The sequence below is a fragment of the Aquincola sp. J276 genome (genome assembly GCF_024700035.1).
Lineage (GTDB): Bacteria > Pseudomonadota > Gammaproteobacteria > Burkholderiales > Burkholderiaceae_C > Aquincola > Aquincola tertiaricarbonis.
On sequence record NZ_JAJONC010000002.1, the window covers coordinates 1,262,248 to 1,282,687 of the forward strand.

Here is a 20,440-nt window from a genome sequence, read left to right on the forward strand (position 1 = left end):
ACACTGCTCTTCTTCAAACGGCTGAGCCCACCGATCTCGACCCATGGGCCAGTCAGCGAACGGGAGGCGGCGATGGCTATCCGATCCTGGATCTCCGGTGTGAGTTTGCTGCTGCTTGCGACGGGAGCACATGCGTTTTCATGTGCCCCGACAGGCACGGACGTGTGCGAGCTGCAGTTCAACGCCGCTACCCTGGTCTTTGACCAGGGCACGCAGAACTTCTTTGGAGAGACGCAGTTCAGCGGCAGCGATGGGTCCGTCAGTGGCTACAGTCCGGGCGATTTCCCAGAACTCACGGTGATCGACACAGCCGGCGGCACGCGAGTCGGTTTTTTCTTTCACGCCGAACATGTCGGCCCAGGTCGGCGGCAGCGGATTCGAGGGCTTCCATGAAGCGACGGCCTCGTTCACATTTGAGCGGTTGGTCTTCGCGCCGAAGGCCGGTTATCAGCTGACGGGGGTTGAATTCACCGTCACGGGGGCGCGTGGCCAAGTGGGCAACGGGCAAGCGCCCATTGCGGTACCCGGCATCCCGGTCCAGAACGGCGACACTTTCGTCGCCTCCGACGTTTGGCACCCATTCCAAACAACTTTCAGCGCTTTCCTCGGTGCAAACGCGTTTTACCAACAAGGAGAAGACGGCACCGCGGCCGCGTACGGCACCGCGTTCGCTCGCTTCGACTCAGTCAGCATCGTCGCGCACATCGCGGCGGTGCCAGAGGCTGCCACCGTAGAGCTGTTCCTGCTGGGCGCTGTGGCGCTTGTGGGATTCGTGGGTCGAAGGCGGCGCTCAAGCTGCGCAGGCCGCGGGATTCAGGGTTACCCCCAATAAGGGGATTGAACCACCGTGGGCCCTGCGGGAAAGTTTGGCACAGGGAGCAACCAGAGCCGCAGGCCAATCTCCTAGCGGCCAACCATCATGGACTTACTTGTAGAGGCGCCAGCGGTGACCGGCTTGGCATTTTTTGCCATTGCCGCCTTTCTCGCCGCGAGAGCGGCCCGGCGCGACTGAGCAAGATCGAGCCGCAAGGCACATGATCTCAGCGCGTGGCGCGGCCGGCATATCCCGCCGATGGACTGTGCCACCACTCTTCACTGACACGCCGGGGCAGGCTTGAAGCAAGCAGCGTCGTGAGACGGATGAAGGCGCGAGGGTAGTCGCCACTCTTCGCCGAACTGCCTCGCTACGTCCGTGGTCGCCCCCCGCAAGACGGCGAAGCCCTCCACGGCGGTCACTGGCACACTGGACGGCTATGAGCACCGACTGACCATGGAACCGGTGTCTACCCGCGATGACCGCACGCCGGACGGTGGAGTGGGGTGCTGGTGTGCTCGCATCCGCGGTCGCGTGCAAGGGGTGGGCTTCCGGGAGGCCTGCGTGCAGGCTGCACAGGCGGTCGGCGTGACCGGCTGGGTGCGCAACCGAAAAGACGGCTCGGTCGAGGTGCACCTGCAGGGCTCGGTGGACCAGTTGCTGGCCATGCGCCGCTGGTTAAGCGACGGACCGCCGTTCGCCGAGGTGCGCAACATCGCTTGGCAGCCGGCCGACGCCGAGCTGCCGCCTGCAGCCGCTTTTGAGCGCCGACCCACGGCCTGAGCGCCCAGGACTCCGCATCACGGGCGTTCGATTGAGCGATAGGCACAGCAGACGGGCTGCGCCATGCTGGGCACCGTTGTGATGAGGGAGAAAACAATGGCCTTGATCCGATGCGCTGCGTGCACTGACGTGGTGAGCTCCTTGGTACGGGTGTGCCCGAGTTGCCAACGTCCCCTACCCGCCTCGACGGCCACCAAACCTCTCCAGCGCCCAACCGGTTGGGTCACCACCCCGCGCAAGGTCCCGCCGTCGGTGCAGCGGGTGTCGCACTTCCCGACGCGGGGTTGACCGAGGCGGTCAGGCCTCGACCAGGAACGACTCCAGCGAGCTGCCGCTGGCCAGGGCCGCCTTCAGCCAGTTCGGCCGAAGCCCGCGGCCACTCCAGGTGTTGCCCGAGGCGTCGCGGTACTTCACGGGCCGCTTGTTGACAGCGCCCTTGGCGGCTGGATCCGGTCGGCGGCCCGGCTTGCGGCCGCGGCGTGCCGGCTGATCGTTGTGGTCGGTGGCTGAGTCACCAACCAGCGACGCCGACGCGCTGTCGCCCGAACCGGACGGCGATTGACGGCCACTCGTTGCGAAATCTTCCAGCGACTTGCCTTGCTGCAGCGCCTCGCGCAACCAGCGCGGGCGGGGGCCACGGCCGCCCCAGACATTGCCCGTCCCGTCCGCATAGGCAACTTCACGGGCGCCGGCCGACCTGGCCGGACGGCCCCGCTTCTTGGCAGCGACACGGGACGTGGTGCCAAACAGGTCACGCTCCGTCAGTTCGTAGGCGGTGATCGCTTCGCGGATGCGCGCAACAACACCCGCCTTTTCTTCTTCGCGCAGCGCATCGGCTTGCGCCTGCAGCTTCTGGATCTCGGCTTGCAGATCAGCGAACGACTTCTTTGCCATTGAAGTTCCTATTTCATTTTGAATGCGGCGAGTATGCCGCAATCTTTCATTGTTGCAGACACGAGTCCGCTTAACACATTGGAAACTTCAAACGTCCATCACAGTGGTGAAGATGTCAGGAGGACAACGCCATGCCGGTGCATAGCGACTGCCAGACCGCTACGTGAAGCTGGCAGGTGCACAACCCAAGGCTCCTGCTGCGCTACATTGCTGGCACACAAATATGGAGATCACCATGGCAACCGCAAAGAAGTCCACCCCCGCCAAGTCCTCGACGCCTGCAAAGACCGGCGCGGCCAAGAAGCCCACCAGCACGACGCTCAAGCCGATCACATCTGCCTTCAACAAGACCTCATTGACGGCGCATCTGGCGCAGACCACCGGCGTCGATGTGAAAGAGGTCAAGGCCGTGCTCGCCGGCCTGGAAGCCACGATGCTGGCCTCGTTGCACAAGAAGGGACTGGGCGAGTTCACGCTGCCCGGGCTGATCAAAGTCACGGCGGTGCCGGTACCGGCCAAGAAAAAGCGCACGGGCATCAACCCCTTCACGAAGCAGGAACAGGTGTTTGCCGCCAAACCGGCGACGACCAAGCTGCGACTGCGTGCGCTCAAGAAGGTGAAGGACGCCGCGATCTAAATGCCAGCCCTACGGGCGCGTCGCAAAGAGGGCACTGACAGCCCTCCTTTCGCCCGAGGCCTTGAGCTCCGGCTCGTGCGATGCAACCAGCCGGCGAACGACCGCCGCACGCCGGGCAAGCCCGGGTGGCCGGCCTTGCGGGCGCTACAACTCAGCCGGCACGGACCCAACAGCGGGTTAGCCTAAAGACCCAGGTCACCAGGGGTGATGTCGTAGTCAGCGATGGCTTGACGGATCCAGACCAGTGCGGCTTGCGCTTTACGCCGCTTCGCTTCTTGTGCTTGTGCTTGCAGTGCCAGCAGTTGCCGTCGCAGCACCAGGTAGCGAGGCCAATCCTGAGCGTGCCACTCCGGGCTGGCGAAATCGCTCGACGCCAGCGGCTGCGCGGCAGGAAGGACTTGGAGCGACAACGTCACACCCGGTTGTGAAGTGGGTACGCCGACGGAAGGCGCACTGGGCCGCGTGATCGTGACTTCGCCATGCAGATGTCGCCGCTGTGTGCGGCGGCCCGAGGCACGGGGTGCTGAAGGCACATCCCTGTGCAACGTGCCGACCTGCAGGCTGGGATCCGACGGGGCGCCTACCGGCGCATCTTGTACTTTCGGTTCCGTGATGTCCGCTACGGCGAGAGGTGCCGCCAGGCGGAACACACGCGGCGCGCGGGCCGTCTCGAGCGGCGCGCTTGCGTGCGCGGCCGCGGACGGCTCGGATTCTTCTAGCCTGCTCTTTTTGACCACCACGTCGGGCGCAGATTCACCGGGCACTGGCTCGGAACGGGGAGCAAAAAACGCTTCCGCAGCCAAGCGCGCCGCGCTGGGCGCGCGCTCGGGCACATCAACGTCGAACTGTCGAGCAAACGGTTCTGAAATCATAAGAGCGACCTAGGAAACGACCACATGGACGGCGCACCTTGGGTAACCAGCGCGCCAGATCGCAGCTTCAAACGAGACTGGCGTCACAAGGCCGACGGAGCCCGCGGGCGACACCCGCCCTTGCAGACACGTCGTTTTGCGCCGATGACGGACTTGTACTCCAGCTCGGCCAACGGTCTGTGCGTTCCGCACTTGAAGCAGGACAAGGTGCCCGCGGAAAATGGTCCGGCGGTAGGGAACTGGCTACCGGCTGGCTTGGCCCGGTAGCGTAAACCGTCTTCTCGAACCACGGGTTCCACCACTGCTTGCTTCTTCATTGATGACGGCATGGATGCTCGAGCACGCGATTATCGCCGTGTTTGGCCTGACCGCTGAGCTTGCCGACGTCCCATCGAGTCAGGGCTGCAGACGGTGACGCTCAGGTTATGGGTGCCCCGCATCACGGCCGTAGGAAGGACGCATGCCCTGCAGCAAAGGCCCTCGCGAGTTGAGTTGCCACTGTGGCCTGCAAGTTTGCAAAGCAAAGCCGCGTTTCGTCCACCTGCGATCCTTTCGCTGAGATGCGTCCGCTGAGGCTCACCGACAGACGCACCTTGTGCTGGTTTGGGCTCCGCACGACCCGAAAGCAAGACGGACGGAACTCGACCGCGTTTTCACGCAGCAGGTGTTTCACCCCGCTCGAGACAGGCCCGTTGTCGACGGCGCTGCTGTTGACCAGCCGGGGTTCACCAGATCGATGCCGACCTCCTACACAACCAGTCCGGTCGAGAAGGCAAACGACTGCAAGCCGCACACAACGCCCGCCGTGACCGTGAGATCGGTATAGCCCAGCGCAGACAGCGTTGCTGCCAATTCAGCGTCCACTGCCAGACTTCGGGACGGTTCGGAGATCGCCATCAGTGCATTGTCGATCGACGGCTGGTGTTGGAGCGAAACGTCGCCAATGCTCTATGGGACACGCTGATCGCTTGTGCTTCACGGCGCGGCCGCTTGGCTCGAAACGGGGGTGCTTCTTCGCTTCCATCGATGCGGCGAAAGCTTGTCGAGCTGAGAAATTTGCAAAGCGTCGGCAACTGCTTGGCCCGACTCAAGAGCTCCGCCAAGCACCGCGCCGTGGGCGTGGATGGCAGCCGCCGGTTAAGGTGGGGCACGCCGCGGGCGCGGTGTTGGGCTCACTGCTTTGGGGAGTCATTCGCAGAGCCGTCCTGCCCTGAAGCGTCGCTCTTGCCGGTAGCCTCATGTTGAGACTTGGCTCTTGCGGCCGCACGCTGTCGTTGCGCCGCATCTTCTTGGGCATCTCTGACGGCCTGGTCGCGGTGATGCCGGCGTCGGCCCAGGATCATGCCCAGCAACCCGCTCAAGACCAGCCAGGGTTCGGGGCTGACACCCTTGCTAACGATCGCCAGCTCAGCAGCGATGCAGCAGCCAACGAGGAACACGGTCCACCATACCCGGTTGTAGCGACGGTCATGCTCCGCGCGCAGGAAACGAATGTCCACCCCTGCAGCTTACTCGCCGGGAGGGCCCCCTGAACGGCGCTTGGGGCTTGCCGCTCAGTTGGCCAGCAGCACCCGGAACGTCTTCCGCCCTGCCTTCTTGGCCGCATAGAGCGCGGTGTCCGCGCGGGACAGAAGATCGTCGGGCAGGCTGCAGCATCCACCGTCAAAGGCGACCCCGACGCTGCCGCCCACTTCCAGTTCCCGCCCCTCCACCATGAACGGCCGGTCGAGTGCAGCCATGACCTTGCGGGCGATGAACTGCGGCTCAGCAGCCGCGTGCAAGCCTTCCAGCACGATAACAAACTCATCACCGGCCAGTCGCGCCACCAGGTCCGTCTCCCGCACGCTTTCTTTGAGCCGGCGGGCGAACTCGCGCAGCACCGCGTCGCCCATGGCATGGCCGAAGGTGTCGTTGATGGTCTTGAAGCGGTCCACGTCGATGAACATTGCGGCTATGCCTGTTTCACCGCGACGGCCACGGGCCAATGCCTCGGGCAGTCGTTCCATGAGGTGACGCCGGTTGGGCAAGCCGGTGAGCACGTCCACTCGCGCCAGTGCCTCCAGGCGGCGCTCCCCTCCTTCAAGGCGGTGACTTCGCTGCTGAGGCTGTAAACACCCACCACTCGTCCCTCTTCGATGTGGGGCACGTAGGTGGTGTCCAGGTCGCGGGTGGTGCCCAGGGCGGTTGATTGCATCTCGAACCGGACTTGTTCCCCCGCCAATGCACGCTGCAACGCAGAGCGACGTTGGTTGAACAAGGTGTCACCGATGACCGTCCGCAAAGGCCGTCCGATGGCGTTGGCGGGGTCGATCCCCACCCACTCCTTGAAGGTGGCGTTGCAAAACTGGACCGTGAGATCCCGGTCGTAGTAGGCGATGAGCACCGGCAGGTTGTCGGCGATGGTCCTCAGGCGCAAGGCGCTGGCCGCAGCCGCCTGACGCGCTTCGGCCAGTGCGGTGACCTCCATAGTCATGAGGTAGAAGCCGTTGACCACTTGCGCATCATCGCAAGCCGGGACCACGTTGACTTTGAAGTGCAACTGGCGTCCCGCACGCCAGACGGTGGTTTCGAAGTGGCTCGGCTCGCCGACCAGGGCTTGGCGGATGTGCGGCGCGTGCTCGGCATACAGTTGCTCATCCAACACCTCCTGCAGTCGCAACCCGCGCACGGACTCCGATGTGTGGCCGTACCGGCGGGCCGCCGGCTCATTGGCGAAGCGGCACCGCTCTTCCCTGTCAAAGTAGCCGATCAGCGCCGGCACGCCATTGGCGATGCCCTTGACGAGCTGCTCTGCGTCCACCAGCTGCTGGTTGGTCTCCTGCAGCACCTGCGTGCGCTGGGCCACGCGGCGTTCCAGCAGCTCGTTGGCATCCTGCAGCTCGGTCATCAGCCGGTGCTGCCGTTCGGCCGAGCGCTGCAGCGCCTCGGCCAGCTGGCGGGCCTCTCGGAACAAGCCGATGCGCTCGATGCGCACCGGCTCATCGTTGTTGAGGTGACGCGCCAGGCGGCGCAGCGGCGTGGCCAGCAGCTTGGCGATCAGCACGGCCGCCGCACCGCTCAAGAGCGCCACGATGGCACCAACTCGCAGGATGTCGTTGCGCAGCGCCTGGTAGTCTGCCAGCGCCTGGGCTTCTGGTTGACGCACCAGCACCTGCCAACCCAAGCCGGGATAGGCGCCGTCACCTTTAGTTGGGGCCACCGCGGCAAAAACGCGCTGGTGTTGCAGACGCTGCACCTTGAAGATGGTGATGCGGAGGCGCTCCTTGGACGCCGCCTCTAACGTGCCTTTGGGCAGATCTGTGCCTTCCAGGCCGGGCGGGCCCAACAGCACCTTTCCATTGCTGGCCACGATCAGGACCTCCGCGCCCGCCGTAGCGAGCGCAGGATCAAGCAGCCGCGCATGGACCTCCCGCGCCCAGCCCCAGCTCAGGTGCGCGCCCAGCACGCCACGCAGCTCGCCCTCGGCGCCGTAGACCGGTGCTGCGACATCCACGAAGCGCCACGGCTCGTTCTGCACGGGCAGCAGCTTCTCCAGCAGCACTGCGGGGTGCACGTCACCGACGTACATGCCTTGCTGCGCCCCGCCAAACCAGGGCCGCTTGGCAACGTCTGCACCTTCCAGCAGCCCCTCGCTGCTCGCGATCACCCGCCCCCGGGAATCCGTCAGCCCCACCCATGCGTACTGCGGAAAACTGAGCTTCAGGTGGTTCAACGTGCGCCGGATGTCCGCGCTGGAGCCCGTGCGGAACACGTCCAGCGCCGACAGCACCTTTACCTGCTCGTAGTGCTGGGCCATGCCGTGGTCCAGCGCGTCCCGCAAGTTCCAGGCAATCTGGCGCAAGGTGCTTTCGGCTTGCGCCTCGGCATGCCGTCGCGCGAACAGCTCGACCACCACCACGGTGGTTAGGACCGCCGCGAGCGCCGTGGAAAGCACGGCGGCGGTCAGCCAGGACGAGAGGGGAAAGCGAGGTGAATTTTTGCCCATCCCCCTTTTTCGACCTCGCGGGGCAAAACTTACGTCAGAAATGGGCGACCTGCGTCAGGCTCTACCTGGTACCCCTAGTCGGGCTCCACGCTGGAGCGGTCGTCCAGATCAGGCCAGTAAAAAACTACAGGGTTGGCAGCCTCCGCTGCGCGCTGCGCCAGCTTCCATGCGACGACACACGCATCTCGGCGAGCCAGCGCCTCAGACGGCCTGAGGTAGGTACAGCGATGTGTAACAAGGACGCCTCGCTTCAGATAAACCCGCACGATGCCTTGCCATTGCCCTTGCTTGCTCGTCACCTGGGGAAAGCAGGACCACCCGCTGATATGCAGCCAGTACACCATCCTTGAAGTATCGGTCGCTGCTCGGGCAACCTGGCCGGGAAGGCTCATGCCACCCAGGCCCCCGCTGCGGCGACGCCTCCTTAGGCGACGACCGGCCGCTGCTCGGTTCTGAACGCCAAAATGGCAGACAGCAGGCCATCCCCCTGCTGCTCCAGACTGTCCGCCGCTGCAGCGCTTTGCTCGACCAAAGCGGGTTTTGCTGCGTGCCCTGGTCGATAGAGGACACTGCATCATTGACCTGAAGGATGCCGCTGCCTTGGGCGGCGGTCGCGGTCTTGATCTTGCTGATGAACGCAGTCATGCGCTAGACCTGGGCAACGATCTCCTGCATGGTGGTGCCAGCTTCATCCACCAGGCGGCTGCCTGCAGCCACCTTCTCAGTGCTGTTGCCTATCAGCCCCTTGATCTGCTTGGCAGCTTCGGCCGAGCGCTGGGCCAGGCTTCGTACCTCCCCGGCGATCACCGCAAGACCACGGCCTTGCTCGCCGGCACGCGCGGCTTCCACGGCGGCGTTGAGGGCCAGAATGTTGGTCTGAAAGGCAAATGCCATCGATCACCCCGGTGATGTCAGCAATCTGGTGGCTGGCACCAGCGATGTCACCGTCACTCAGGCACCCCGACCAGAGCGTCCGCCATCACCCGGAACACTGTCCGCAATCAGCTTGGAATGGGTGTCCGCGATCGGTGGAATGCGCAGGCAAGGTGCTGGCCATGAAGGACACGCAGGTGACCGTGCAGGACCTGCTCGAGCGCCGGGAATGGAAGCTGCCTATGCGGCCATCGAGCCGCCTGCGCCCGACGCCACGGTCCGGGCCCAGGCCGCTGCGGCAGCGCCGCTGCCGGCACCACCCAAACCCACCCGCAACGACTTCCGCTGTGGTGAGAAGGTGGCCTTCGAGGACAAGTACCTCCAGACGGTGGTGGGCACCATCGTGCGCATCAACGACCGCACGGCCAGCATCGACCCGGGGGACGGAACGAAGTGGCGGGTAGGCTTCGGGCTGCTGCGCCACGTCCTTGACGTCTGACCAAAAGCAGCCGCGTCCGTCAAGAGGGTGGTGGGGTCGCGCTTACGTTGAGCAGTCGCACCGCGTGCTTGCGGTGGTAGCCGGTGAGCTCGACGAATTCGTCGAGGATGCGCGTCTTGTCGGTTGTCAGGGCATTGCGGTACCGCAGGCGCACAGCCGCGACCAAATCCTTGCGTGTTGCCATGGTGATCTGCTTCTTTACGTCGTTCCGCTCCCGCCGGCCCACCCGACGGGTAGCAACTTACGTGAGGCAACGGGTCAGCTCGGGTAACGATTTCGATGAGTCAATGCGGCTCTTACGTTGATTGACGCGGGACAGCGTGGACAAGCGCGAAGAGGCCGAGGGGCCGAGCTGGTTCGTCGGCAGGCAGCCGGGCAAGCGCCGGGCCCTACACCTGATCAGGAAGTGGGCGCGGCTGCTGGAGGAGCCGAACGGCTGGACGCCGCGGTACGGGCCAAGGTCGAGCATTCCTTCCATGTGGTGAAGAACCTGTTCGGCCATCGCAAGGCTCGCTACAAGGCATGGCGAAGAACCAGGGGCAGTTGTTCAGCCTGTTCTGTTGAATCTGGTGCTCGCCAAGCGATCATGGTTGGACTTGCAAGCCGAGGTGCGACTTGAGCGGCAAGATAGGGCCGCAAACGCCCCAAAACGCAGAAGCGAGGCCGGTGATTGGCATCGAATTCAAATCGCTTCACCGCACGCCGTGCGCTGGCCGGTCGCAGGCCGCTCAACTGGCCTATTGATCAGCGTGTCGCTAGAGCAGTTACCGGTAGTCATTGCAGACGTCCTCCCGGAATGAAACACGCCGGGGGTCCCGCAACCCCCGGGCAAAGCACACGATTCCCATATCACCGGCCGGTACCGGCGTGGGAATTTATGGCAAGCGCCGTGCCGCGGTTGCCCATCTTGGCGCTGTGCCAGCGGCGTCACGCTGAACCAGGCTACCCGTTCGCTATGACGGGGCCACTCCCGCGCCCGCGCCGCCGCGGTCCCTCTGGTCAAAAGCCTCTTCGATGGCAGCCTGGAGCTGTTCCTGACTGAACGGCTTACTCAACGACACGCAGTCGATCCCTAACTCACCCCCGGCCTCGGCGAAGCCCGACGCCAAGACGACTGGCAGGTGCCAGCCAGACGCCGCCATGGTCTTCGCCAAATCGACCCCGTTCATGCGGGGCATCGCATAGTCCGTGACCACCACGTTGATCAGCTGTTCGCCTGACAGCAGCTGCATCGCCTGCTCCGCGGACCCAGCACGCACGACGTCGTGCCCTTCGTCTTCGAGCATGGCCGCGGCACTGTCCAGGACCAAGGGGTCGTCATCCACAAGCAGGACCGTCAAGCGCCGGGCGCCGGTGTGGGGCCGCTGTTGCTGTGAGGCCGATTCGCTGCCGTCGTCTTCGGCCATGTCCTCGGATGCCAGCGGCAACCAGACCTCTGCCGTGGTCCCCACAGCCTGTTCGCTGCGCAGCAGCAACTGACCGCCCGACTGCGCCGCCAAGCCGTGCACCATCGGCAACCCTAATCCGGTTCCCTTGCCGGTGCCCTTGGTCGTGAAGAACGGTTCCGCGGCCCGCGCCAATGTGGCGCTGTCCATGCCGACGCCGTTGTCGGCCACACTGATACACACCCCTTCCACGGCATTGCCTTCCGGTCTGCGCAGACGGCCAGGTTTCGCTTCGATGCGCAGACGGCCACCTTCTGGCATGGCGTCACGGGCGTTGACGGCAAGGTTCAAAATGGCCAGCTCGAGTTGATGGGCGTCAACCGCCACCCGTGGCAAGTGCCGGGGGATGTTCACAGCCACCTCGACAGTCGGTCCTACCGACTGCTCGAGCAGCTCTTGCATGTCCTGGAGGAGCTTCGACAAATCCACGGCCCTGGGGCTGAGCGACTGCCGTCGTGCAAAAGCCAACATGCGCTGCGTCAACGAGACGCCTCGGCGTGCGGCCTTGGCGGCGTTGTGCAGCAGCCGCAGGACGTCGTGCTGTTCAACGGGCAGACGTCGCCGTGCCAGCGTCAGGCTGCTGATCACCACCATCAGCAGGTTGTTGAAGTCGTGCGCAACACCGCCCGTCAGTTGCCCGAGCGCTTCAAGCTTCTGCGCCTGAAACAGTTCTTCCCTGGCCGTCTCGAGGGCCTGCTGCGCGGTCCGCTTTTCCGTCACGTCGCGAGTGACTTTCGCAAAGCCGATGTGCTGTCCGTGGGCGTCGCGCATGGGTTCGATCACAACGCTCGCCCAGAAGCGACTGCCGTCCTTGCGCACCCGCCAGCCTTCTGCCACGAAGCGGCCCTCGACCAGCGCGGTGTGCAAGGCCCGAGCCGGCACTCCACTGGCTTGGTCGTCTGCCGGATAGAACCGCGCGAACGGGGTGCCGATCACCTCTTCCGCGGCGTATCCCTTGATGCGCTGTGCACCGGCATTCCAGTTCGTGATGATCCCGTCTGGATCGATCATGTAGATCGCATAGTCGGTCACGCTTTGCACGAGCAAGCGGAACTGCTCCTCACTGCGCCGCAGACCCTCGTCCGCCGCTTTGCGATCAGTGAGATCTCGGGTGACGCTCGCAAAGCCAATGAGCACACCCTGCGGGTCCCAAACCGGGTCGATGACGACATTCGCCCAGAAACGGCTGCCATCCTTACGAACGCGCCACCCCTCTGTCTCGTATCGCCCAGCTCGCTCTGCTGTGACCAGGGCACGGCCCGGCGAGCCGGCACGCACATCCTCGTCAAGATAGAAACGAGAAAAGTGCTGGCCGAGGATGTCCGCCTCACTGTACCCCTTCAAGCGGTGGGCGCCCGGGTTCCACGTAGTTACAAATCCATCAGGGTCCAACATGAAAATCGCGTGGTCGGTGATCGCGTCGACCAGCAAGCGGTAGCGCGGCTCGGTCGGGCGTGGGCCGAGGCTGGACTTATTGAATGCGGTCATTGATGAGAAATGGCGACCAGCGGTCGAGTTCGCATTGGCGGTCAGCTGAACAGCGAAAAGTACGGTCGAAGCAGCGACTGTACGGTCTCTGAAGGCTTGACCAGCTGCTCGCCCACACGGATCGGCGAAGGCCACGGTACGGCTTCATCCAGGTCCAAGTGAGTGCGAAGCACCAGGTCCATCACCTCGGAAGCGCGCAGCAGCGCCTCGGTCCAATTCACGCCATGTGTACAGAGTTCGGGCAGGTCGCGGCAAGTCACAAAGTAGCCACCCAGAAATCCTGGTGCCAGGCGGACTGCATAGCCAACTTCCATCGGTGCTCTCGACGTTGGTGCTCTGGAAACAAGGCAACCATTGTGCACAAGGCCCGTGCACGGCACTCCCGATGCAGCCGTCCCGCTTCCGGCGGTGACGGCCTGTTCCTGGCGGCCCTCCCCGAGTGCTTGCACCGCGCTCAGCCGCCGCGCGGTTCGAGTCCCGGAGGGTGCGGCGCCTGAACGATCGGCAAGCTTAACTCCAGCGCTGCGCCGCCGGCCTCCAGGCGGCTGACGCCAAGCCGCCCCTCCATGCGCTGTGCTAACGCGTCGACCAAGGCCAGACCCAATCCAGCCGAGTGGGATGACGATGGAGAAAGCCAGGAATCCTCTGCAGCCACACTGCCCGGCCAGCCCGGCGCTTCCAGCCGCAGGACCACCCGATCGGCGAGGCGGTGGTAGGCCATACGGACGTCGCTGCCAACGCTTGTCGAACGGAATACGCAGTCGAACAGTCGCCGCAGGCATTCTTGCAAGAGTTCCTCGTGGGCGCCCACTGATGCCGCCTCCAGTCCGCGAGCCCAGGTAAGCCGGACCCGCCGGCTGAGCCGCAGGGCCTCACTGGCCTGCACTGCGACTTCAATCGCCGCTTGCAGGTCCACGGCTTGGCGCACGATCTGCTCATCGGCCTGCGTCACCGCCGTTATGCGCAGGATGTCGTCGACCATGGCCAGCAGACGCCGTCCCGCCTTGTCCACCTCGGCCACCCAGCCCAAGTGCAGCGGCCGCAAAGCAGACGGGTCGGCTTGCAGCAGTTGCGAAAAGCCCAGAATGGCATTTTCATGGCGTACGCAGTTCGTGGCTCAAGCGAGATAGCAGCCGCGCTTGTGTCTGCGCAGCCGCCTGCTGTGCTTGCAGGTCGGCTTCCGCCTGTGCCCTGCGGACGTCCTCCGATACGTCGCGTAATACGCCCACCATGCGCAGGCGACCCGTCGCCGCGCTGAACAGTCCTGTGATCTCCACATCCCGCATCGTCTCGGGCGCCGAGCAAATGCGGTATCGGTGCTTGAACATCTCGCGCCGCGCCGCCGCCTGCTCCAGCGCATCCCGCAGTTCGGGTTGATCCTGGTCGGCCGTCCGGCTCCACAGGACCGACCGCTCCACGGAAACGGCAGTAGGAACGGCAGGCAGTCCGTAAAGCTCGCAACATCGCGGGTCGAGCCAGATGTGGTCGGTACCCACAGGCCACTCGAACACGCCGAGCCGATCACTTTGCGTGGCCAGCCGGAGCCGCTCGTTGGCAACCTCGAGCGCGGCACCGCGCGCGGCGTCCTGCCGCTGCAAGCGCAAGCTGTTGATGCTGGCACCGACGGCGAGCGCGGTCGCCAGCAGCACGGTCATGAAGATACCCAGCCGCACACCCTGGCGAGAGAGATCGCTCAATCGGTCGCCAAACTGATGCTGCGCGGTGCTCAGGTGATCTGCAAGACGGCGGAGATCCGCCCTCAGCCGAAGCAAGTCCTGCGGGTCCACCGGTCGCTCGGCCTGACGGGGCACCTGCGCAGCCACTGCAAGCAGTCGGTCGACATATTCGTCTGCGGATGCCAACCTCTGCACCGTGGACTGAGCCCACGCCATGTCAGCCACCAGCCGGTACAAGTACGTCATCGGTGTGGCATCCGCCGGCTCAACACCGGCGTCCACCAGGTACTGTTGCGCTTGCTCGAGCGGGACATCAGGAGCCTCGATCGCCGCCCTGGCCCGGCGCATGGCGAAGGGCACCATCATGGCATCGCCAAAGCGGTCAAGGTCGTCCTCGAGGCCGATTTCGAGGAACTGCTGCAGCGCCAGCACCGCCGTGAAGGTCGACTTCGACCACAGGCTCTCGGCGCTGACAAAAGCGCGTGCGACAGACAGCGCTTGAAGGCTGATCAAGCTGGCTGTCAGCAACGCGCCGAGCGTCAGCACGATTGAAGTGATCGCAGCGCGAGAACCAGGATGTGATTGAACGTCCGACTTCCTCATGCAGGCCCTGGCTACCTGAACTTGCTCCGCTTATACCGCCGCATGCAGCGACAGTGGTCTGAGTGTTACCCCTAGCAAGTCACCGCGTTCGACCCGCCGCGATCTCGCTTGGTGGCTTGCACCCGCACAGTCGCCCAGCTTGACCAGCACGATGCGCGTCTACGCCAGAGCGCTGCGAATGATGCCGGCCATCCGCCCGAAGAGACGCGCCAACGGCAGAGTGGGCTTACACGTTACCGTTAGAAGGAGTCGGCACTTCAGCACGGTGTAACGCCTGCCAAACGCGCGCGCCCAGCTGTTCGAAGCACTGCTCTTTGTTCAGGACATCCGTGTGTCCGAGTGCCTGAACGGCGGCGCGCAACTCGTCCGGCGCATGCCCCGTGGCGATGATGATGGGCAGGTCCGAGCGCAGCGTGCGGGCCGCGTAGGCCACCTCCAAGCCGTTCATGGCGGGCATGCTGTAGTCCGTCACCAGCAAGTCGACGCTGCCCGGCTGCTCCTTGAGCGACCGCAGCAGGCGAGCCGGATCGGCGTAGGCGGTCACAGCGTAGCCGTGATGCTCAAGTACGCGCTGCACCATCAAGCGCACCACATCGTCGTCGTCCAGATAAGCCACCCGCTCCATCTGGCCCAGTCGCGCCCTGGCAGTGGGGATCTCGACCGGAACGTTGTCTGCACGGTCGGCGGCGGGCAGGTACACACGGAAGATGCTGCCTACTCCCGGCTTGGATTGCACAACGATCGCACCCTTGTGCGCAGTGACGATGCCACTGACCACATGCAGGCCGAGCCCAGTGCCTTGTCCTCGTCGCTTGGTCGTGAAAAAGGGCTCGAACAAATGCTGGAGCGTCTCATGCTGCATGCCAGTGCCGGTGTCGGAGACCGACAGCTCGACATACGCGCCAGCGCTGAGGCGGCCGATACTGGCCGATGCCTGTTCATCAATGCGCACAGGGCGCAGCCGGATCGACACGTCACCTTCCGCGCCATTGAGCGCATGACCGCCATTGGTGCCGAGGTTGGCGACCAGCTGCTGCACTTCACTTGGCTCCAGCGTCGTGATCATGTTGCGCCTGGACAGAGCGATGTGAAGTCGCGCGTTCGATGGCAGCGTCGGGCGCAACAGGGCCACCGCTTCTTCGACCATCGGCCGAATCGGTCGCCGAATGACCTCACGCGTCGCCGCCCGTGCATACGCCAGGATCTGCTGCACCAGATCGCGGGCGCGGCGGCCCGCCACGCCGATCTGCTCGATGCTTTCCCGCCCGGGGTACCCCGGTGGCACTTGGTCGCTCAGCAGCCCGACGTGGCCGAGGATGGCACCAAGGATGTTGTTGAAGTCATGGGCAATGCCACCCGCCAATGAGCCTAAACTTTCCAATCGCCCTGAGAGCTGCGATCTGCGTTCACGTTCCACACGGGCGCTCTCCTCGCGCCTGCGTTCGGTGACATCGGTGGTCAGTATGGCGAGGCCTGCGGAGCACGGGAACACCCGGGACTGGTACCAACGGTCGGTCTGCTCGCTGTGCAGATCAACCACCCGAGGCAGCGCGCTTCCCATCGCCGCACGCGCCTCGGTCTCGAACGGTGTTCCGACGACTTGGGGGAAGACCTCCCAGAACAAGCGGCCAAGCACCTGGCCACGGGGCACCCGTGCCAGACGTTCCAACGTAGTGTTGACATGCTGGATGGTCCAGTCAGTTCGCACCAAGACAAACGCGTCGGTGACATAGTCGAGCGCCACGGCCACATGGTCCTTGATCCACAAGTCCTCTTCGCTAGGGATCGACGGCTCGAGCACTTCGAGCTGGCGGCGAAGCACGGCGCTCAGCGCATGAAATGATCCGACTTGCGTGGCTGTCAGGTCACGCGGCGCGTCATCGAACAGGATGAGCTCGAAGGAGTTGTTCCCAACGCCGAACGGTTGCACGGCGACCACGGCCTCGGCGCTGTTACTGCCATACTGCGCGATGACCACGTCGCCGCATCGCACGATCGCGTGCTTCCCGTCGCATAGATGGACAACGTCGGAAGCCAATTGCTCCAACTGCCTGAGGGTCGACGGTGAGTAGACGGCTGTCACGGGCACCTCCCTCGGCTGCTGTTCGCGACAGCGACATAGTTTGCGCCTCTTGTGCGCCGGTTGGAACGCCGTCTTCCGAGGGTGTGAGCACCAACACGGGCAGGGATGCGGCGAGCCCTACAAGCGCCGTGCAAGCTGCACCGTGCTACGCCAGCTTCCTGTACAAGCGCTGTCGGAGCGACCTACACGGCAGAGCTGGCGCGGCGCGTTCGCCAATACCGGCCTGCGGGCCGTCCGGAGCTAAATTTGGACCCGTCCGCCGGCGGCAAGGGAACGCGGACGTTTACCGGGGCGCGGCGGTCCAAATCGGCGAGAATGCGATTTGTTTTCACTTTTCACAGTCAAATGGACGTTCAGAAGCGACACCATGTGACCGTCTCCGGCACCGGTTCCACCACGCTCGTGTTCGCCCATGGCTTTGGCTGCGACCAAAACATGTGGCGCCTCTTGGCGCCGGCCTTCGCACAGCGGTTCCGTGTGGTGCTGTTCGACTTAGTGGGTAGCGGCAGTTCCGACTTGGCGGCGTATGACCCACAAAAATACGGCACGCTGCAGGGCCATGCCGACGACCTGCTCGAGATCGTCGAGCACTTCGCGCCCGGCCCCGTGATCTTCGTCGGGCATTCCGTCAGCGCGATGGTTGGCCTGTTGGCAGATCTCGCATCGCCTGGTCGTTTCATCGCGCAGGTCATGGTCGGCCCCTCGCCCTGCTACATCAACGATGGTGACTACCAGGGCGGTTTTACCCGCGCGGACATCGAGTCGCTGCTTGAAACGCTGGAAAGCAACTACCTCGGCTGGTCCAGCACCATGGCGCCAGCCATCATGGGCGCACCCAGCCAACCGGAGTTGGCCGCCGAGCTGACCAACAGTTTCTGCCGCACCGACCCGGAGATCGCCCGCCACTTCGCGCGTGTCACCTTCTTGTCCGACCACCGCGCAGAGCTGCCGCGCTTGCAGACGCCCACGCTGATTCTGCAGTGCAGCGACGACCTCATCGCGCCGGTGAGCGTGGGCCGCTACATGCACCAAGTGCTGCCGCGCAGCACGCTGACCATCATCGACAACATCGGCCACTGCCCGCACATGAGCGAGCCGGCCGCGAGCACGCAGGCCATCAATCGCTTCATCGCCAGCCTTGACGAGCCCCACTGAACCTCCCGCCGACGCGGCAGCCGCTTGGCCGGCGGCTGAGGCGTTGTATGAGCATGCCGCGTGCGGCTTGCTGCTGACCGACCGTCACGGCACCATCCTGCGGGTCAATGGCACCTTGTGCGCCTGGTTGGGCCACGCTTCTGAAGACCTCGTCGGCCGACACACGCTGCAGTCGTTGCTCACCATGGGGGGTCGCATCTTCCACCAGACCCATTGGGCGCCCTTGCTGCAGATGCAAGGTTCGGTGGCTGAGGTGAAGCTGGAGCTGGTGCACCGCGCTGGTCATGTGCTGCCGATGATGATGAACGCGCTACGCACCGAGCAGGCTGGTGTGGTGCTTCATCATCTTGCGCTGTTCATCGCGCAGGACCGCCACCAGTACGAGCGCGAGCTGTTGGTCGCACGCCGCCGCGCCGAAGATCTGCTGACTGCGGAGCGCGAGGCGCAGCAGGTGTTGGCGCTGACGCAGGAACGGCTGCGGCTGGCGCTGGATTCGGCGCGACTCTTCGTGTGGAGCCTGGACGCCGACAGTGCCCAGCCGCGCTATGAAGACAAGGTGGCACTGCTGCTGGGCCATGACTCGCCCAGGCCGGTCAGCCGCCAGGCGCTTCTGCAGTGCATGCACCCCGACGACCGGGGCGCCGAAGCCCAGGCGCTGACCCGCGCGCTGGATGCAGCCGACGGCGTGTACCGCGCCAGCTTCCGGCTGCTGGGCATCGACGGCCACGAGCGCAGCGTCACTGGCTCAGGCCGTGCCTTCTTTGACGACCGGTCACGTCCGCTGCAGTTGGTGGGTGTGCTCAACGACGTGACCGAGTTGAGCGAGCGCCGTGCGCAGGCGGAAGACCGCGCGCTGTTTGCCGAGCAGATGGTCGGCATCGTCAGCCATGACCTCAAGACACCGCTGATGGCGGTACGCATGAGCGCGGTGCTCCTGGGCCGCTCGCCACTGACGCCGAACCAACAGCGCATTGTCGACCGCATCGGCTTGGCCACCGCACGGGCCAACCGCCTCATCGCCGACCTGCTCGACTTCACTCAGGCACGGGTGGGCGGCGGCCTTCGCGTCACTCGACGGGCGCTGAACCTGCATGAACTGGTGACCGACGTTGTCGAGGAACTCGCGCTGTCACACCCCGAGCACAGCTTGCAGCACCACCGGGAAGGTGAAGGCGACTGCGAGGCCGATGGCGACCGACTATCGCAGGTGATCGGCAACCTGGTCGGAAACGCGGCGGCGTACGGCGATCGGACTCGGCCCATCACCATTCACTCGAAGGTTGACCACACGGGCTTCGCCATCCAGGTACACAACCACGGTGAACCGATTGCAGGCCAGGCGTTACAGCGCATCTTCGAGCCAATGCAGCGGGGCACTGAAGCCGCCAGCAGCGGACGCAGCGTGGGCTTGGGGCTGTACATCGTTCGTGAAATCGCGCGGGCGCACGGCGGCAGCGTCACCGTGGAGTCCTCGCGAGAGCATGGCACCCGTTTCACTTTCCATGTCCCACATTGACGCTCGCCCGGTATGCCGTTGATTGGGGCTGCTGCCTGCTTTTGAAGGATGGCTTAGGGCTCACCCTGCGCCCGGCTGGCCGATTCCACGGCTGGTCGCCGGCGGTTTTAGAGAGTGTTCGGTACCCGTACCCCGCCCTCAGCTTCCATGCCTAGACGCCGAATTGCCATCGCGATGACCTCAGGAGATGGCGCCACCACGTGCTCGCCCATTTCTCGTAACGATGGGCGTGGTAGCTCTCTACCATGTTGAAGGTATTCCGCTATCACCGCGTCGAGGGCATCTTCGACCTCTAAAAGCGTGCGCAGCAGTCCGGAGCCGCTCGACGTGAGTCGCAGCTCAGGCAGGTCGCGGCAGTAAACGTCGAATCGCTGGTCAGGGGTGGGGACGATAGCAACCGGGAACGCAAAACGAAGATGAGGCATCACCCGAGTCTCTCACCTTTACGGTCGCAGTCCACCGGAACCGCGGCGGTGACCAGCAGCAAGCGGTCGTCGTGCAACCCGCGCAGCTGCGTCGCGCTCTGCGCGAACTGGCCCACCTATTTGCCGGCCTTCGGACGACCAGCGCAGAGCGGTGTTCCTCGCCTTGGCCGTCGGACAGGAACCGCCTTTAGCCGCAGCGCCGAATGCAAAGGTGCGGATCTGCGAGCCGTGGCTGTCCTCCTGGCACTGCACGAAGCGCACGGCGCACAGCGCCGAGCAGGCCGCCGTCATGCAATGGAGAACGGAGACCTTATGGTGCAGCCAGACGTCATCGATCTTTCGTGATCACGGCAAATTGGGCGGCCGCCCCTGGACGCGTATCCGTTGTGCGTCCTGGACTAACTGCGCCACTGGGAAGAAAACGATTGGTTGACGGTGAAGGCCACGGTAGTGTGGCGCTGATGCTGGGGGCACTGCGGATCGCCAGCAAGCCGGTTCCCCGTTATAAACGCTTATTTGCAGCTTCACGCAGTGAATGTTTGACTTCGCCGAATGCCTCACCAGAAGTGCACGGCTTGTCGTGCCGCGCATCGCGGAGCAAGGGCTAGCTTTCACATTCGACGTGGACGTGCCGTCGCTCACCGTAACAGGCGACGTCAACACGGCGGAGCGCTCGCTGCACCGGCTCTTTC

At 64.4% G+C, this 20,440-nt stretch carries 19 protein-coding genes and 2 pseudogenes; 8 read left to right on the forward strand and 13 right to left on the reverse strand.

Translation table 11 applies throughout. From position 1 onward, the window contains the following. The first annotated feature begins 99 nt into the window (after positions 1 to 99). The 3 genes from LRS14_RS23780 (at position 100) to LRS14_RS23790 (ending at position 1,597) form a co-directional block, all read left to right on the forward strand. Positions 100 to 393, forward strand: a complete 294-nt coding sequence (locus LRS14_RS23780; RefSeq protein ID WP_257801368.1) for a hypothetical protein — start codon at positions 100 to 102, stop codon at positions 391 to 393. Beyond that, complete coding sequence (locus LRS14_RS23785) at positions 350 to 832, forward strand: PEP-CTERM sorting domain-containing protein (RefSeq protein ID WP_257801369.1); 483 nt, start codon at positions 350 to 352, stop codon at positions 830 to 832. The genes LRS14_RS23780 and LRS14_RS23785 overlap by 44 nt, the downstream gene beginning before the upstream one ends. 360 nt (positions 833 to 1,192) lie before the next feature. Beyond that, the gene (locus tag LRS14_RS23790; RefSeq protein ID WP_310740871.1) at positions 1,193 to 1,597 is read left to right on the forward strand and encodes an acylphosphatase; all 405 of its coding nucleotides are present in this window, start codon (positions 1,193 to 1,195) and stop codon (positions 1,595 to 1,597) included. 297 nt (positions 1,598 to 1,894) lie between these two features. Here the strand turns inward: LRS14_RS23790 and LRS14_RS23795 are convergent, their stop codons facing one another. Then, a complete protein-coding gene (locus tag LRS14_RS23795; RefSeq protein WP_257801370.1) occupies positions 1,895 to 2,491 on the reverse strand; it encodes an H-NS family nucleoid-associated regulatory protein in 597 nt (198 codons plus the stop codon). Positions 2,492 to 2,714: 223 nt separating this feature from the next. On the opposite strand from LRS14_RS23795, the gene LRS14_RS23800 reads away from it, so the two are divergent. Next, complete coding sequence (locus tag LRS14_RS23800; protein ID WP_404977609.1) at positions 2,715 to 3,128, forward strand: HU family DNA-binding protein; 414 nt, start codon at positions 2,715 to 2,717, stop codon at positions 3,126 to 3,128. Positions 3,129 to 3,310: 182 nt separating this feature from the next. Here the strand turns inward: LRS14_RS23800 and LRS14_RS23805 are convergent, their stop codons facing one another. From LRS14_RS23805 to LRS14_RS23830, 6 genes and pseudogenes are all read right to left on the reverse strand, one after another. After that, complete coding sequence (locus LRS14_RS23805) at positions 3,311 to 4,000, reverse strand: hypothetical protein (protein ID WP_257801371.1); 690 nt, start codon at positions 3,998 to 4,000, stop codon at positions 3,311 to 3,313. A gap of 747 nt (positions 4,001 to 4,747) precedes the next feature. Beyond that, the gene (locus tag LRS14_RS23810; RefSeq protein WP_257801372.1) at positions 4,748 to 4,897 is read right to left on the reverse strand and encodes a hypothetical protein; all 150 of its coding nucleotides are present in this window, start codon (positions 4,895 to 4,897) and stop codon (positions 4,748 to 4,750) included. 275 nt (positions 4,898 to 5,172) lie between these two features. Then, positions 5,173 to 5,499 carry a hypothetical protein gene (locus LRS14_RS23815; RefSeq protein WP_257801373.1) on the reverse strand — a complete coding sequence of 109 codons (327 nt, stop codon included), beginning with the start codon at positions 5,497 to 5,499 and terminating at the stop codon, positions 5,173 to 5,175. Between the two features lie 54 nt (positions 5,500 to 5,553). Next, positions 5,554 to 6,006, reverse strand: coding sequence for a GGDEF domain-containing protein (locus LRS14_RS23820; protein WP_257801374.1), 453 nt, complete (start codon positions 6,004 to 6,006; stop codon positions 5,554 to 5,556). Then, complete coding sequence (locus LRS14_RS30425) at positions 5,952 to 7,934, reverse strand: PAS domain-containing protein (RefSeq protein WP_257801375.1); 1,983 nt, start codon at positions 7,932 to 7,934, stop codon at positions 5,952 to 5,954. Before LRS14_RS30425 ends, LRS14_RS23820 begins: the two co-directional genes overlap by 55 nt. Before the next feature lie 475 nt (positions 7,935 to 8,409). Then, positions 8,410 to 8,928, reverse strand: a pseudogene (locus tag LRS14_RS23830) (methyl-accepting chemotaxis protein); the annotation flags it as partial. A gap of 159 nt (positions 8,929 to 9,087) precedes the next feature. Between LRS14_RS23830 and LRS14_RS23835 the strand changes: the two are divergent. Next, positions 9,088 to 9,357 carry a hypothetical protein gene (locus LRS14_RS23835; protein WP_257801376.1) on the forward strand — a complete coding sequence of 90 codons (270 nt, stop codon included), beginning with the start codon at positions 9,088 to 9,090 and terminating at the stop codon, positions 9,355 to 9,357. Positions 9,358 to 9,376: 19 nt separating this feature from the next. Here LRS14_RS23835 and LRS14_RS23840 read toward each other — a convergent pair whose 3' ends face one another. Next, positions 9,377 to 9,541 carry a hypothetical protein gene (locus LRS14_RS23840; protein WP_257802252.1) on the reverse strand — a complete coding sequence of 55 codons (165 nt, stop codon included), beginning with the start codon at positions 9,539 to 9,541 and terminating at the stop codon, positions 9,377 to 9,379. A 267-nt stretch (positions 9,542 to 9,808) separates the two neighbouring features. On the opposite strand from LRS14_RS23840, the pseudogene LRS14_RS23845 reads away from it, so the two are divergent. After that, positions 9,809 to 9,915, forward strand: a pseudogene (locus LRS14_RS23845) (transposase); the annotation flags it as partial. Between the two features lie 395 nt (positions 9,916 to 10,310). Here LRS14_RS23845 and LRS14_RS23850 read toward each other — a convergent pair. From LRS14_RS23850 to LRS14_RS23870, 5 genes are all read right to left on the reverse strand, one after another. Continuing rightward, a complete protein-coding gene (locus LRS14_RS23850; RefSeq protein ID WP_257801377.1) occupies positions 10,311 to 12,290 on the reverse strand; it encodes a PAS domain-containing sensor histidine kinase in 1,980 nt (659 codons plus the stop codon). 41 nt (positions 12,291 to 12,331) lie between these two features. Next, positions 12,332 to 12,604 carry a type II toxin-antitoxin system HicB family antitoxin gene (locus LRS14_RS23855; protein WP_257801378.1) on the reverse strand — a complete coding sequence of 91 codons (273 nt, stop codon included), beginning with the start codon at positions 12,602 to 12,604 and terminating at the stop codon, positions 12,332 to 12,334. Between the two features lie 140 nt (positions 12,605 to 12,744). Beyond that, positions 12,745 to 13,311 (reverse strand): hypothetical protein, encoded by a 567-nt coding sequence (locus LRS14_RS23860; RefSeq protein WP_257801379.1) that lies wholly within the window; start codon positions 13,309 to 13,311, stop codon positions 12,745 to 12,747. Positions 13,312 to 13,384: 73 nt separating this feature from the next. Further along, on the reverse strand, positions 13,385 to 14,512 hold the full coding sequence (locus LRS14_RS23865; RefSeq protein ID WP_257801380.1) for a hypothetical protein: 1,128 nt from the start codon (positions 14,510 to 14,512) through the stop codon (positions 13,385 to 13,387). Positions 14,513 to 14,795: 283 nt separating this feature from the next. Continuing rightward, the gene (locus tag LRS14_RS23870; protein WP_257801381.1) at positions 14,796 to 16,652 is read right to left on the reverse strand and encodes an ATP-binding protein; all 1,857 of its coding nucleotides are present in this window, start codon (positions 16,650 to 16,652) and stop codon (positions 14,796 to 14,798) included. Positions 16,653 to 16,997: 345 nt separating this feature from the next. Between LRS14_RS23870 and LRS14_RS23875 the strand changes: the two genes are divergently transcribed. Together LRS14_RS23875 and LRS14_RS23880 are read left to right on the forward strand one after the other, a co-directional pair. Next, a complete protein-coding gene (locus LRS14_RS23875; RefSeq protein WP_257801382.1) occupies positions 16,998 to 17,807 on the forward strand; it encodes an alpha/beta fold hydrolase in 810 nt (269 codons plus the stop codon). 43 nt (positions 17,808 to 17,850) lie between these two features. Continuing rightward, positions 17,851 to 19,323: a sensor histidine kinase gene (locus tag LRS14_RS23880; protein ID WP_257802213.1), complete on the forward strand. Its 1,473-nt coding sequence runs from the start codon at positions 17,851 to 17,853 to the stop codon at positions 19,321 to 19,323. Positions 19,324 to 20,440: the final 1,117 nt, after the last annotated feature.

Excerpts from the sequence above, each read along its gene's own strand:
- LRS14_RS23785 (WP_257801369.1), top strand. The coding sequence starts at position 350 with ATGTCGGCCCAGGTCGGCGGCAGCGGATTCGAGGGCTTCCATGAAGCG.
- LRS14_RS23795 (WP_257801370.1), bottom strand. The coding sequence starts at position 2,491 with ATGGCAAAGAAGTCGTTCGCTGATCTGCAAGCCGAGATCCAGAAGCTG.
- LRS14_RS23800 (WP_404977609.1), top strand. The coding sequence starts at position 2,715 with ATGGAGATCACCATGGCAACCGCAAAGAAGTCCACCCCCGCCAAGTCC.
- LRS14_RS23805 (WP_257801371.1), bottom strand. The coding sequence starts at position 4,000 with ATGATTTCAGAACCGTTTGCTCGACAGTTCGACGTTGATGTGCCCGAG.
- LRS14_RS23810 (WP_257801372.1), bottom strand. The coding sequence starts at position 4,897 with ATGGCGATCTCCGAACCGTCCCGAAGTCTGGCAGTGGACGCTGAATTG.
- LRS14_RS23820 (WP_257801374.1), bottom strand. The coding sequence starts at position 6,006 with ATGGAACGACTGCCCGAGGCATTGGCCCGTGGCCGTCGCGGTGAAACA.
- LRS14_RS23835 (WP_257801376.1), top strand. The coding sequence starts at position 9,088 with ATGGAAGCTGCCTATGCGGCCATCGAGCCGCCTGCGCCCGACGCCACG.
- LRS14_RS23840 (WP_257802252.1), bottom strand. The coding sequence starts at position 9,541 with ATGGCAACACGCAAGGATTTGGTCGCGGCTGTGCGCCTGCGGTACCGC.
- LRS14_RS23850 (WP_257801377.1), bottom strand. The coding sequence starts at position 12,290 with ATGACCGCATTCAATAAGTCCAGCCTCGGCCCACGCCCGACCGAGCCG.
- LRS14_RS23855 (WP_257801378.1), bottom strand. The coding sequence starts at position 12,604 with ATGGAAGTTGGCTATGCAGTCCGCCTGGCACCAGGATTTCTGGGTGGC.
- LRS14_RS23875 (WP_257801382.1), top strand. The coding sequence starts at position 16,998 with ATGGACGTTCAGAAGCGACACCATGTGACCGTCTCCGGCACCGGTTCC.